Annotated in this window: 9 protein-coding genes; 5 read left to right on the top strand and 4 right to left on the bottom strand. The window is 74.9% G+C overall.

Going from position 1 to position 12,930, the window contains the following annotated elements; all coding sequences use genetic code 11:
* Nucleotide 1: 1 nt before the first annotated feature.
* Nucleotides 2-730 (bottom strand): SDR family oxidoreductase, encoded by a 729-nt coding sequence (locus ACFV4P_RS18690; protein WP_380472390.1) that lies wholly within the window; start codon nucleotides 728-730, stop codon nucleotides 2-4.
* 70 nt (nucleotides 731-800) lie between these two features.
* On the opposite strand from ACFV4P_RS18690, the gene ACFV4P_RS18685 reads away from it, so the two are divergent.
* Complete coding sequence (locus tag ACFV4P_RS18685) at nucleotides 801-1,307, top strand: hypothetical protein (protein ID WP_380472388.1); 507 nt, start codon at nucleotides 801-803, stop codon at nucleotides 1,305-1,307.
* On the opposite strand, the gene ACFV4P_RS18680 is transcribed toward ACFV4P_RS18685, so the two are convergent.
* Nucleotides 1,267-2,598 carry a hypothetical protein gene (locus tag ACFV4P_RS18680; RefSeq protein ID WP_380472386.1) on the bottom strand — a complete coding sequence of 444 codons (1,332 nt, stop codon included), beginning with the start codon at nucleotides 2,596-2,598 and terminating at the stop codon, nucleotides 1,267-1,269. The two genes, ACFV4P_RS18685 and ACFV4P_RS18680, sit on opposite strands and share 41 nt — an antisense overlap.
* Nucleotides 2,588-4,840: a hypothetical protein gene (locus ACFV4P_RS18675; RefSeq protein WP_380472384.1), complete on the bottom strand. Its 2,253-nt coding sequence runs from the start codon at nucleotides 4,838-4,840 to the stop codon at nucleotides 2,588-2,590. The genes ACFV4P_RS18680 and ACFV4P_RS18675 overlap by 11 nt, the downstream gene beginning before the upstream one ends.
* 178 nt (nucleotides 4,841-5,018) lie before the next feature.
* On the opposite strand from ACFV4P_RS18675, the gene ACFV4P_RS18670 reads away from it, so the two are divergent.
* The gene (locus ACFV4P_RS18670) at nucleotides 5,019-7,433 is read left to right on the top strand and encodes an ATP-binding cassette domain-containing protein (protein WP_380472382.1); all 2,415 of its coding nucleotides are present in this window, start codon (nucleotides 5,019-5,021) and stop codon (nucleotides 7,431-7,433) included.
* A gap of 1,990 nt (nucleotides 7,434-9,423) precedes the next feature.
* Nucleotides 9,424-9,888, top strand: a complete 465-nt coding sequence (locus ACFV4P_RS18665) for a GNAT family N-acetyltransferase (RefSeq protein ID WP_380472602.1) — start codon at nucleotides 9,424-9,426, stop codon at nucleotides 9,886-9,888.
* A 7-nt stretch (nucleotides 9,889-9,895) separates the two neighbouring features.
* Here ACFV4P_RS18665 and ACFV4P_RS18660 read toward each other — a convergent pair whose 3' ends face one another.
* Nucleotides 9,896-10,291, bottom strand: a complete 396-nt coding sequence (locus tag ACFV4P_RS18660; RefSeq protein ID WP_380472380.1) for an ArsR/SmtB family transcription factor — start codon at nucleotides 10,289-10,291, stop codon at nucleotides 9,896-9,898.
* Between the two features lie 105 nt (nucleotides 10,292-10,396).
* On the opposite strand from ACFV4P_RS18660, the gene ACFV4P_RS18655 reads away from it, so the two are divergent.
* Together ACFV4P_RS18655 and ACFV4P_RS18650 are read left to right on the top strand one after the other, a co-directional pair.
* Complete coding sequence (locus ACFV4P_RS18655) at nucleotides 10,397-12,406, top strand: heavy metal translocating P-type ATPase (protein WP_380472378.1); 2,010 nt, start codon at nucleotides 10,397-10,399, stop codon at nucleotides 12,404-12,406.
* Entirely contained in the window at nucleotides 12,403-12,816 is a 414-nt protein-coding gene (locus ACFV4P_RS18650) for a (2Fe-2S) ferredoxin domain-containing protein (RefSeq protein WP_380472376.1), read from the top strand. Before ACFV4P_RS18655 ends, ACFV4P_RS18650 begins: the two co-directional genes overlap by 4 nt.
* The last annotated feature ends 114 nt before the right edge of the window (nucleotides 12,817-12,930 follow it).

Raw genomic sequence — 12,930 nt, 5'->3', positions numbered from 1 at the left:
GCTACCGCTGTTCGAAGGAGAAGCTGCGGATGAAGCAGTCCCGGGGCTGACCGATCGCGAACAGCACGCAGTCGGTGACGGACTGGGCGGTGAGCGCGTCGGCGGCGGTGCGGGAGGCGGCGTCCCACTCGGGGGCGAGCGGGTCGGCGTCGTCGAAGTCCGGCGGGTAGAGCGCGATCACCCGGATGCCCTCGGGGCGCAGGCGGGCGGAGAGCACGTCGGAGAAGCCGGACTGGGCGGCCTTCGCCGCGTAGTAGGCGGGGTGCGAGGCGGAACGGTGGTTGCGCAGTTCGCCGACCGAGGAGACCAGGTTGACCACGTCGGCGGTGGCCGAGGCGCGCAGCAGCGGCAGCAGGTGACGGGTGACCAGGACGGTGCCGGTGCCGCCGGAGGCGATGGTGTCGGCGATCGCCTCGTCGTCGGCGTCCAGCAGGTCGGCGCCGTGCAGGTAGCGGGCGCCGTTGTTGACGAGCACGTCGACCCGGTCGGTGCGGGCGGCGACCTCGGCGGCGAACGCCCGGACGGCCGCGGGGTCGGAGATGTTGCAGGCCAGGCCCTCCGCCGCGGCCCCGCTGTCGGCGGTGATCTCCTCGGCCGTCCGCCGGGCCGCGTCCAGCCCGCGCGCCGACACCAGTACCCGCGCCCCCAGTCGCCCGGCCCGGATCGCGAGCGCGCGGCCGGTGCCGCGGCCCGCGCCGGTGATGACCATGGTGCGTCCGGTGAGATCCATGAACCTGCCCTTCGTTCACTGTCCTTTGCCGTGAGGAGAATATGACCATCGACCGGAAGGGGTGGGCGAAGTGGCCGCGTGGGGCGTGACGTTCACGGTGGTGTGCAACGACTGCGGTGCCGAGGCGAGGCAGGACGTCGGGCAGAAGCTGCGGGACGGACGGCTCCACTGGGACTCGGAGTTCCACTGCCCGGCCTGCGGGGCGTCGGCGTGCCTGGGGTTCGGCGTCGACGAGACGCCCCACTGGGTGCGCGACCGGCTGATCGCCCGGCACGGAACGGCCCGGCTGCGGCTTGCCGATCCGGCGGCAGGACGGGTCGCGGTGCTGAGGACCGTACGCGGGGCGTGGGACGTGACGCTGCCCCGAGCCTGCGCGCTGGCCGGGCAGTTGGCCGGCGAGGGCCTCGCGGGGACGCTGCCCGAGGTCGCCTGGCTGCGCGAGCGGCTGGCGGCGGGCGGGGTGCCGGCCGAGGTGGTGGCCGGGGCGGCGACCGGGGCGGCGACCGGGGCGGTGGCCGCCGGGTCGCGTGCGGCGGTCAGTCCGTGGGATCGGCCGATCGGTGGCGGGCGCGGCTGAACTGGCCGGTGCCCACCCGGGCGGCGAGGGTGTCGTCGGGGCCGGACAGCAGCGAGCCGTAGCCGGTGGCGGCCCACAGGCTGCGCTCGGCGGGGACTTCGAAGTACGGGACGGTGCGGCCCTGTTCGCGGACGGCGAGGGCCTCGGGGGCGCGGCGGGCGCGCAGCGCCCGGAGGCAGTCCGGGCAGGCGGCGATGTCGACGCGGTCGCGGCGGCCGAGCGGCCGCCAACTGGTGCGGGCGTCGGCGGCGCCGTGGCGGGGGTCGAAGAAGCAGAGCGGCAACGCCGGTCCGGTGGCGAGCGCGGCGCGGCCTTCGGCGGCGAGCGCGAGCACGCCCGCCAGGTCGGCGAGGTCGGCAGCGCCGTCCAGCACCCGGCCGGCCGCGTCGTAGGCGTCCAGGGCGCGGGCCAGGCCGGGGGTGGTGGTGCCGTCGGCGCCGTTCACGGCCTCGCCGAGGGCGAGCACCTCGGCGGCGGCCCGGCGACGCAGCCCGGCCTCGTCGGCGGCCCGGTCGGCGGCGAACACCACGGCCGGGAGGGCGAACGCGGCGTCCCGGCGGGACGAGCGGCGGCGGCGCACCAGGAGGAGGCCGCCGGCGAGGACGACCACCACCACCGTCACCACCGCAACGACCGTCGAGGTGTGGGAACTACCGCCGGAGGACGGCGAGTCGGGATCGGGAGTGTGCGGGCGGGCCGAGTGCTCGCGGTCCAGTCGGTCGCTCTCGGCCTTGTAGACCTCGGTGCCCTTTCCGGTGCCGATCAGCTCGACGGCCCGGCCGACCCGGGCGGCCAGGCCGGCGTCCTTCAGTTCCTTGACCATGGCGACGGCGTTGGCGGAGTCGCGGACCTGGTGGGTGTCGGTCGGCCACTCGGTGCCGGTCAGCCAGGTGCCGTAGTTGTCGTTGGTGAGCAGGATCAGCTGCGGCAGGCCGAGGCGTTCGTTGACCACGGCGGCCAGCGACTTGGGGTCGCCGTCGAACGCGTCGCCCTTGGTCAGCGGCACCAGCACCACCTTGATCGGCAGGCCGGTCGCGGCGATCCGGTCGGCGATCTCCTTCTGCTGGGCGGCGGTGACGGCGGCGGCGAACGCCGGATCGACGTAGATCGGGCCGGTGCGCAACGCGTCCACGACAGTGGTGACCGACCCGCCGGCCGGGGTGCTGTCGGCGCGGGCCGGGCCGCCGGTGCCGAGCAGCAGCACCATGCCGAGCAGCAGGGCGGCCGACAGGGCGGCGGCGTACGGTCGCCGGACGGGCTGGCGTCGGACGGTCTGGCGGTCACTGGACACTGGCGGACTCCCTGGCCCTGAGGACGAGCTGATCGAGGCCTTCGCGGGCGGCGGGCAGGATCGGCCCGGCCTGGTCCCAGACGGTGTGCCCGGTGTGCCCGGTGTGCCCGGTGCGGCCGTTCGGCGCGGGCAGGCGCAGCGTCCGGTCGTCGACGACGCGCCGGCGGACGGCGGGGTCGGCGTCGCGGCGGTGGGCGCCGGCGTCGCGGATGGCGTCCCGGCAGCCGGGGCAGAGCTGCGCGGAGTTCGGGCCGATGCCGAGGCGGGCGAACCAGGTCGGCACCCGGCCGCCGGTGGCCGTGCCGTGCAGCGGGTTGAGCCGGCAGACGGTCGGCGGGAGGTTGCCGCGCAGTGCGGCCAGCCCGCCCTGGGCGAGCACCACGACGGCGGCCGTCCGGCCGACCCCGTCCGCACCGTCCGCACCGCCCATGGCGTCGGTGGTGCCGGCGGTGTCGTCGGCGAGCAGTTGCGCGGCGTCCAGGCAGTCCCAGGCGCGGGCCCGGCCGGGTGCGTCCGGTGCGGCGGCGGCGAGCTGGGCGGCGAGGGCGCGGACGTCCTCCTCGGCCCAGCCGCGCAGCTGTCGCAGGGTCGGCCGGGGGCTGCTGCGCCGGGGCCTGAGCGGGGGTGCCGAGGACGCGGCGGCGGTCGGGTCGGCGGCCCGGGCCCGGCGGCGGAGCAGGGCACGGACGACGGCGACGGCGGCCCGGGCGAGCAGCAGCACCGCGCCGAGCAGCAGGGCGCCGAGTACCAGGCCGCCCCCGAAGTCGCCGCTGAACAGCGGTGGCAGCCGGTTGTCGCGCAGCGGCGGCAGGGTGATCTCGGTGGGGACGGGGTCGTCGCCGGGGCGCGGCTCGGCGGCGGCGACGGCGTCCAGCACCTGGTGGAGGCGCGGCACCGTCCTCAGGTCCGTGGACGACCCGTACGGGTAGCGGATGTTCGGGTCCAGTCGGGCGAAGCGGCTTTCGGTGTCGCGGTCGGTGCCGAAGCTGCGCAGTTCGATGCCGCCGAGCGTCGGGTCGACCAGGATGTAGACGCCGTTCTGCCCGGTGCGGGCGCGGATCAGCGAGAGCAGCAGCCGGTCGTCGTGGGCGGTCTCGTCGGCGCTGGTGGACGCGGTGACCACCACGTGGACGGGGCCCTTGGGGGCGAGTTCGGCGATCCGCTGCCGGAGGGCGGGCAGGTCGGCGGCGGGCAGCGCGTCGGGCGTGGAGGGGTCCTGGTGGATCGGCCCGGCGGCGAGCCCGGCGACGACCTCGTCCACCCGGGCGTCCAGGTCGGCCTGGGTGACGGTCAGGTTCGGGCTGTCCTGGGTCTGCGGGTAGACGGCGGGCGCGGCGAGCACCACGCCGACCACGATGGCGGCGGCCGCCAACAGGGTGCCCGTCAGCACGCCGCGGTGGCGGCGGGCCCGGACGGCGGCGGCGCCCTTCGCGGCGGCGGGCTTGGTGGCGGTGCCCTTCGCGGCTGTGGGCTTCGCGGCTGTGGGCTTGGCGAGGCTGGTCTTCCCGGGCTCGGGGCTCTTCGGCTCCGGGGTGGTGTACGACGTGTCGTAGCGGCGGGAGAGGCGGAAGCCGAGGGCGAGCACCAGGCCGGGGAGCAGCACCACGGCGATGCCGAGGACCAGGTTCTGGTTCTGCCGGTCGGTGGCCCCGATGTACTGGGTGGGCCGGTCCATGTCGCGGTAGCGGGCGGCCAGTTCGTCGGCCTTGGCGGCGGCCGTCTCGTTGCCGAGGGCCACGGCGTCGACGAACTTCTCGAACCCGGCGAGCGGCCCGGCCCCGTACGGGGTGTCGTACAGCGCGACCCGGGCGGCGTCCGCCGTGGGGAGGTCGAAGCCGAACGCGGAGGCGCTGACGTAGCCGTACTCGTTGATCAGTACGTACAGGCCGTTCTCGCCGAGCCGGTCGTGGACCAGGGCGAGCAGTTCGGGCCCCTTGGCCTCGGGCATCGCCAGCACGTAGGTGGGGACGCCGGTGCGCCGGGCGAGTTCGGCGATCCGCGGGGTGAGCGAGCGCGGCAGTTCGCGCGGCCGGGCGGCGGAGACGTACACCGGGTTCTTGCGCAGTTCGTCGGCCAGCCGGTCGATCCGCGTCCGGCTGTCGACAACAGCGCCCGGTGCGGCACTCGGTGCGGGGGCCGGGTCGGCGGCGGCGAGGGTGGCTCCGGTGCCGGTGACGGTGCCGAGCAGGAGCAGCAGCAGGGCGGCGAGTGCGGCGCCGACCGTCCGGGCCGCCCACGGCATCCGTATTCGCGTCCGCGCCCGTGCCCGCATCGGTGCCCTCCCGTGGTTCCGGCCCGTCACTTTACCTGCGCTTGGGAAGGACGAGCCGTAGCGCCCTGTCGGTTTCGGGTCGGGCGGGGTGGTTGGATCGGGGCGGCGGTGTCGCCACGGGCGCCGCCGGACGGAGGGACGAGGAGCGATGAGCGGCGCCGAGCGGGCGAGTGGGCGGACGAGCGGGAAGCACCTGGCGGACAGTCACGACCTGATCCGGGTGCACGGGGCGCGGGTGAACAACCTGAAGGACGTCAGCGTCGAACTGCCCAAGCGCAGGCTGACGGTGTTCACCGGGGTGTCCGGTTCGGGGAAGAGTTCGCTGGTGTTCGGCACGGTCGCGGCGGAGTCGCAGCGGCTGATCAACGAGACGTACAGCGCCTTCGTCCAGGGGTTCATGCCGACGCTGTCCCGCCCCGAGGTGGACGTGCTGGACGGCCTGACCACGGCGATCATCGTGGACCAGCAGCGGATGGGCGCCGACCCGCGTTCCACCGTCGGCACCGCGACGGACGCCAACGCGATGCTGCGGATCCTGTTCAGCCGGCTCGGCGACCCGTTCATCGGCCCGCCGCCCGCGTTCTCCTTCAACGTGCCGACGGTGCACGGCGCAGGGGCGATCACGGTGGAGCGCGGCGAGGGTTCGAAGACCGAGAAGCGGACGTACTCCCGGGCCGGCGGGATGTGTCCGCGCTGCGAGGGGCGGGGCAGCGTCTCCGACATCGACCTCGGGCAGCTGTACGACGACGCCAAGTCGCTGAACGAGGGCGCGCTGACCGTCCCCGGGTACAAGCCGGGCGGCTGGAACTACCGGCTGTACACCGAGTCGGGCCTGATCGACCCGGACAAGGCGATCCGCGAGTACACCGAGAAGGAGCGGCACGCCTTCCTGTACCTGGAGCCGACCAGGATGAAGATCGCGGGCATCAACATGACCTACGAGGGCCTGGTGCTGCGGCTCCAGAAGTCGATGCTCTCCAAGGACCGGGCCGCCCTCCAGCCGCACATCCGGGCCTTCGTGGACCGGGCCGTCACCTTCACTGCCTGCCCGGAGTGCGAGGGCACCCGGCTGAGCGCCGCCGCCCGCTCCTCGAAGATCAAGGGCCGCTCGATCGCCGACGCCTGCGCCCTTCAGATCAGTGATCTCGCCGACTGGGTACGGGAGTTGGACGAGCCGTCGGTCGGTCCGCTGCTGGCCTCGCTGCGGCAGGTGCTGGACTCGTTCACCGAGATCGGCCTCGGCTACCTCTCGCTGGACCGCCCGGCCGGCACCCTCTCGGGCGGCGAGGCGCAGCGGGTGAAGATGATCCGGCAGCTGGGGTCCTCGCTGACCGACGTCACGTACGTCTTCGACGAGCCGACCACCGGCCTGCACCCGCACGACATCCGGCGGATGAACGACCTGCTGCTGCGGCTGCGCGACAAGGGCAACACGGTGCTGGTGGTGGAGCACAAGCCGGAGACCATCGCGATCGCCGACCACGTGGTCGACCTCGGCCCGGGCGCGGGGTCGGCGGGCGGCACGGTCTGCTTCGAGGGCAGCGTGGACGCGCTGCGCGCCAGCGACACCATCACCGGCCGGCACTTCGACGACCGGGCCGCACTGAAGCCCGAAGTCCGCACGCCCACCGGGGTGTTGGAGATCCGCGGGGCGAGTGCGCACAACCTGCGCGAGGTGGACGTGGACGTGCCGCTGGGCGTGCTGACGGTGGTCACCGGCGTCGCGGGCTCGGGGAAGAGTTCGCTGGTGCACGGCTCGTTGGTCAGCGGCGCGGCGCTGAAGGGCGGCGCGCCGGAGGGCGTGGTGGCGATCGACCAGAGCCCGATCCGGGGTTCGCGGCGGTCGAACCCGGCGACGTACTCGGGGCTGCTGGAGCCGATCCGCAAGGCCTTCGCCAAGGCGAACGGGGTGAAGCCGGCCCTGTTCAGCGCCAACTCCGAAGGCGCGTGCCCGACCTGCAACGGCGCCGGGGTGGTGTACACCGACCTGGCGATGATGGCCGGGGTGGCGACGGTCTGCGAGGAGTGCGAGGGCAGGCGCTTCCAGACCGCGGTGCTGGAGTACCGCCTCGGCGGCCGGAACATCGCCGAGGTGCTCGCCATGTCGGTCGACGAGGCCGAGTCCTTCTTCTCCACCGGCGAGGCCCGCACCCCCGCCGCGCACACCGTCCTGACCCGCCTTTCCGACGTCGGCCTCGGCTACCTCACCCTCGGCCAACCGCTCACCACCCTCTCCGGCGGCGAACGCCAACGCCTGAAGCTGGCCGCGCAGATGGCCGAGAAGGGCGGCATCTACGTCCTCGACGAACCCACCGCCGGCCTGCACCTCGCCGACGTCGAGCAACTCCTCGGCCTGCTCGACCGGTTGGTCGACTCCGGCAAGTCCGTCATCGTGGTCGAACACCACCAGGCCGTCATGGCCCACGCCGACTGGATCATCGACCTCGGCCCCGGCGCCGGCCACGACGGCGGCCGCCTCGTCTTCGAGGGCACCCCCACCGCCCTGATCACCGACCCCACCACCCTCACCGGCCGCCACCTCGCCGAATACGTCGGCGCGTAGCAGTGCGATATCCCCACGACACGGCCCCCGGCACACCGACACAATGACGGCCGACCCGAACGGAAGGACGAGGATGGGGCTGTCGCCGGACGCACTGGACGCCGTGGTGTGGGGAGAATTGACCACTGGGAGCCCGCACGACCCGGTGGAGGCCGTGCCGCAGGCACTGCGCCGCCTGGCACTGGCGGGGCCGGCCGCGACGAACGAGGACTGCGATCCGCTGTACTGCCTGCTCCCCGGGCCGTCGCAGCCGCCCGCGACCGCCGCGCCGGTCGCCGTGCCGTTCCTGCTGGCCCTGGCGTCCGACCCGGCGATGGGCGCGCGGCCTGCTCTGGTCGAACTGCTGGTCTACTTGCTGGAGTTGCCGGGCCTCCTGGCGCGGCACCGGGCGGAGGTACGGGCCCTGCTCACCGATCCGGACCCGGTGGTGCGACGGGTGGCGGCTCCACTGACACCCGCTTGCGGGGTGCTGCCGCAGCGCTGGCGGCAGGAACCGGACCGGGTGGTGCGGGTCGCGCTGCTGCGCGCGCTCCAGGACCGGCCGGAGACCGAGGGGGCACCCGCCGTCCTCGCGGAGGCGCTGGCCGACGACGATCCGGCGCTGTACGTCGCGGCCGTCCTGGCCGGCGCCGCCTCGGACGTCGATCTGCCGGTCCGCCACTTCGACCGTCTGATCGCCGTCCTGACCGAGCCTTCGCTGCGTCCGCGCTTCGCCGGCGTCTGGTACGTCCCGGACGTCGAAGAGCCGTGCGAGCGCGAGCACCTGCTCTGGTGGGTGTTCTCGCGGTTCGCGCACCGCCCCGACCTCGAAAGCGCTTACCCACTGCGGCTGTTGGCCGCCGCCGAGCGCAGTGGCGACCTCGACCTCTGCCAGGAGGCGCTGGACATCGCCTGGTCACTGCTCACCCGGCGGCCGCCCGCCGACCCCGCGCTGCTGCCGGCCATCGGCCCGCTGCTCGACCACCCCTCCCCCGCCGTCCGCCTGCGCGCCGCCGACGTCCTCGGCGTCCTCGGCACCGCCGCCGCGCCCTGCGCCGACCGACTGGCCGCACTGCTGGACGACCCCGCGACCGCCTGGCCCCTGGACGAGACGGTCGGCGAACTGGCCCGCTGGGCGCTGCTCCGGGTCGGCGACCCGCGCGGACTGCCCGGCCTGGCCCGGCAGTTGCTGGTGCAGGAGGAGGAGCGCCGCGGCTACGACCGCCCCGGTGTCGGCCGCGTGCTGGCACCGCTGCGGGCCCACGCGGGCACCCTGCTGCCCGAGGCCCGCGAAGTGCTGCGCCGCCCCGCCGAACCGGGGCCCGCCATCTGCGCCCTCCTCGACGCCCTGGCCACCTGGGGTCCCGCCGCCGCCCCTGTCCTGCCGGAGCTGCCCCCGCTGCTCGACCACCCGTACACGGCGTACCGGGCACGCGTGCTGCTCGCGGCGATCGGCCCGGCCGCCGCGCCGCTGGTCCGGTCCCGCGACGACCTGACCGCGTCTCACCTCGACTGGCACCCCGACCTGATCGCCGACGACCGGCCGACCGCGCTGCGCCTGATCGGCGAGGCCGTGCTGAGCGCCGATCCCCCGCTGTACGGCCCGATCGACCGCCTGGCCGAGTTCGGCCCCGCCGCCGCCGCATACGCCGACCACCTGCGCCGTCTCCTGGCCGCCGACGACCCCTGGCATCGCGTCACCGCCGCCGCCGCTCTCTGGCCGATCACCGGCCGGCCCGGTCCGAGCCTCGATCTGCTGACGGAACAGGTACAGGCCGTCGCCGACGGCGGCGACCACTACGGTCTGTTCGCCAAGGCCCTGCGCGCCATGATCCGGATGAACACGACCAGCCCGGCCGCCCGCACCGCCCTCCTGACCGTCCGCCGCACGGACCACCGCCTCTCCCACCAGCAGAACTACGCCGCCGTCCTCGACGACGAAGAGCTCCGCGCCCTGATCGATCAGGCCCTCGCCTGCCCGGATGTCGACGCCTCGGCCGAAGGAGAACCGATGGACGTACAGGTGCGCACCGGTCGGGGCGGGGACGCCGGCGCGTTGGTGCGGTTGGCGGGGCAGGTGGAGCAGTGGTTCGGGGCGATGGTGGACGATACCGGGTTCCACGAGGCGGTGGCGCGTCAACTGGCGCGCGGGACGGCCCTGGTGGCCGTGGCCGGGGAGCGGGTGGTGGGCGGGCTGCTGGTCGGGCGGCGGCCGCCCGTGTGCCACCTGCACTGGCTGGTGGTGGACGAGGAGGTCCGGGGGCTGGGGGTCGGGCGGGCGCTGGTGGCGGAGGCGTTGGCGCGCTGCGCGGACGGGGTGGAGACCGTCGAGGTGGTGACGTTCGGCGCGGACCACCCGGGGGCGGTGGTCAGTGGCGCGCGGGTGTTCTACGAGCGGCTCGGGTTCCTCCCCGCCGAGGCCGCCGAGCCGGGGCCGGAGGGCGGCTCGCGCCAGGTGTACCGGCGACCGCTCTGACGCCCCGTCAATCCTCCTGGTGCGAGCCGCCCTCCGGCCCCGGCTCTCCGTCGGCGTCGCTGAGCCCGAGCCGCAGGTGCTCGGTGTGGTACACGGCCTGGTCGAGGAGCTCGGCGACGTGGTTGTCGTACAGCGCGTAGACCACCGAGCGGCCCTTGCGGGTGCCGACGACCAGTCCGAGGTTGCGCAGCAGCCGCAGCTGGTGGGAGCAGGCGGACTGCTCCATGCCGACGGCGTGGGCGAGTTCGGTGGCCGCGCAGGGGCCTTCGCGCAGGCGGGCGAGGATCAGCAGGCGCGACGGCGTGGCGAGGGCCTGGAGGGTGGTGGCCACGCGGGCGGCGTTGTCGGCGTCCAGGCGTACACGCGGGACGGCGTTCTCGGCGGGGGCGGCTCCATGACCCATGGGGCAATACTACAGATCACGCATGAAGGACTGTTCATGTGTTCCTGTATTGTCGGAAGCGTCGTCGTACCGCCCCACGGCCTGCGTGAAGGGGTCCCGTCCGCCATGCCTTCTTCCACCCTGATCGAGCGCCCTGTCCGGGTGCCCGCGCCTGCCGGGGCCGAGCCCCGGCGGCGCACCCGGGTCTTCGCGTTGCCGGAGGTCCGGTGGGCCGCGGCGTCGCTGGTGCTGTTCCTGTCGGCGCTGCCGCTGGAGCTGACCGGCGCCCCCGCCTGGGCCTGGGGCCCGCTGTTCGCGCTCGCCTACGCCACCGGCGGGTGGGAGCCCGGGTGGGCGGGGTTGCAGGCGCTGCGCGAGAAGACGCTCGACGTCGACCTGCTGATGATCGTGGCGGCGCTGGGCGCGGCGGCGGTCGGGCAGGTGATGGACGGCGCGCTGCTGATCGTCATCTTCGCCACCTCCGGCGCGCTGGAGGCGATCGCCACCGCGCGCACCGCCGACTCGGTGCGCGGCCTGCTCGACCTCGCCCCGGCCACGGCGACACGGCTGCTGGACGACGGCGGCGAGGAGAGCGTCCCGCTGGAGGAGCTGGCCGTCGGCGACACCGTGCTGGTGCGCCCGGGCGAGCGGATCGGCGCGGACGGGCGGGTCCTGGACGGCGCGAGCGACGTCGACCAGGCGACCATCACCGGCGAGCCGCTGCCGGTGGCCAAGCACGTGGGCGACGAGGTGTTCGCCGGCACGCTGAACGGCACCGGCGCGCTGCGGGTGAAGGTCGAGCGGGACGCCTCGGACTCGGTGATCGCCCGGATCGTGAAGATGGTCGAGGAGGCCTCCGGGACCAAGGCCCCCACCCAGCTGTTCATCGAGAAGGTCGAACAGCGGTACTCGCTGGGCATGGTGGCCGCCACCCTGCTGGTGTTCGCGGTCCCGCTGCTGATCGGGGCCGCGTTCACCGACTCGCTGCTGCGCGCGATGACCTTCATGATCGTCGCCTCGCCGTGCGCGGTGGTCCTGGCCACCATGCCGCCGCTGCTGTCCGCGATCGCCAACTCCGGTCGGCACGGCGTGCTGGTGAAGTCCGCCGTCGTCATGGAGCGCCTCGGGCAGGTCGACGCCGTCGCCCTCGACAAGACCGGCACCCTCACCGAGGGCACCCCGCGCGTCACCGACGTCCGCCCGCTGGCCGGCGCCGGGGTGACGGAGGAGCGGTTGCTGGTGCTGGCCGCCTCCGCCGAGCACCCCAGCGAACACCCGCTCGCCCGCGCCGTCGTGGACGCCGCCCGCATCCGCCGCCTCCCCCTCGCCGTCCCGGAGGACTTCGCCTCCACCCCCGGCGTCGGCGTCCGCGCCACCGTCGACGGCCACGCGGTGGCCGTCGGCGCCCCCGCCCGCTTCCTCGGATCCGCAGACCCGACCGCAGACCCGGCCGCCGCCCGCGCCGCCGCCGTGGCCGCCGCCGTGGCCGCCGAACTGGAGGACGCCGGCCGCACCGCCGTCGTCGTCGAGGCCGACGGCGTCCCGGTGGGCGTCCTGGGCATCGCCGACCGCCTGCGCCCCGACGCCGCCGCCACCGTCGGCGCGCTGGCCTCGCTCACCGGCACCGCCCCGGTCCTGCTGACCGGCGACAACCCGCGCGCCGCGAAGCGCCTGGCCGAGGAGGCCGGCATCGCCGACGTCCGCGCCGGGCTGCTCCCGCAGGACAAGGTCGCCGCCGTCAAGGAACTGGAGGCCGCCGGACGCAAGGTTCTGGTGGTCGGCGACGGCGTCAACGACGCCCCCGCCCTGGCCGCCGCCCACACCGGCATCGCCATGGGCCGGGTCGGCTCCGACCTCGCCCTGGAGACCGCCGACGCCGTGATCGTGCGCGACGAACTCGCCACCGTCCCCGCCGTCGTCGCGCTCTCCCGCCGCGCCCGCTCCCTGGTCGTGCAGAACCTCGTGATCGCGTCGGTGTTCATCACCGTCCTGGTGGTCTGGGACCTGGTCGCCACCCTGCCCCTGCCGCTGGGCGTGCTCGGCCACGAGGGCTCCACCGTCGTCGTCGGCCTCAACGGCCTGCGCCTGCTGCGCGACGCGGCCTGGAAGCGCGCCGCCGCCGAGGGCCTGCGGTGAGCCGCCGCTCCCGCGAGAAGGCAGCCGCCCCCGCCGCCGGGGCGGCGGCCCGCTGCACCGTCACGGTCTGCCGCGGCTGCTGCTGCGGCACCCCGAAGATCCCCCGCATCGACCACGCCGCCCAGCTCACCGGCCTGCGCGCCGCGCTCGCCACGACGGCGACCGTGCGGCCCGTGGGCTGCCTGGACGCGTGCGAGCACGGCAACGTCATCGTCGTCCAGCCCTCCGCGCAGGGCCGCAAGGCCGGTGGGCGGCCGGTGTGGCTCGGCCTGGTCAACGACCTGGACGCCTCCGCCGACATCACCGCCTGGATCGAGGCCGGCGGCCCCGGCCTCGCCGACATGCCCGCGATCCTCGACCTCTACGCCTTCAACCCCTCCCGCCGCATCCGCGACCAGCTCGACGGCTGACCCGCCACCGCCGACCTGACGATCCGTCATACATTCGGCGCGGCGGGGGCCTCTGACCTGCGGCGGCGTCCTAGGGTGGGGGCCGCCGTCGCAGCCGGATCGTGGAGGAGGTCG

The organism is Kitasatospora sp. NPDC059795 (assembly GCF_042732175.1).
Classification (GTDB): domain Bacteria; phylum Actinomycetota; class Actinomycetes; order Streptomycetales; family Streptomycetaceae; genus Kitasatospora.
Note: the sequence above shows the minus strand (reverse complement) of the source record. Positions and strands in the feature narration are given on the sequence as shown.

What these genes read in the sequence shown, in the direction of transcription:
- ACFV4P_RS18670 (WP_380472382.1), top strand. Translation starts at nt 5,019, where the DNA reads ATGAGCGGCGCCGAGCGGGCGAGTGGGCGGACGAGCGGGAAGCACCTG.
- ACFV4P_RS18660 (WP_380472380.1), bottom strand. Translation starts at nt 10,291, where the DNA reads ATGGGTCATGGAGCCGCCCCCGCCGAGAACGCCGTCCCGCGTGTACGC.
- ACFV4P_RS18655 (WP_380472378.1), top strand. Translation starts at nt 10,397, where the DNA reads ATGCCTTCTTCCACCCTGATCGAGCGCCCTGTCCGGGTGCCCGCGCCT.
- ACFV4P_RS18665 (WP_380472602.1), top strand. Translation starts at nt 9,424, where the DNA reads ATGGACGTACAGGTGCGCACCGGTCGGGGCGGGGACGCCGGCGCGTTG.
- ACFV4P_RS18690 (WP_380472390.1), bottom strand. Translation starts at nt 730, where the DNA reads ATGGATCTCACCGGACGCACCATGGTCATCACCGGCGCGGGCCGCGGC.
- ACFV4P_RS18675 (WP_380472384.1), bottom strand. Translation starts at nt 4,840, where the DNA reads ATGCCGTGGGCGGCCCGGACGGTCGGCGCCGCACTCGCCGCCCTGCTG.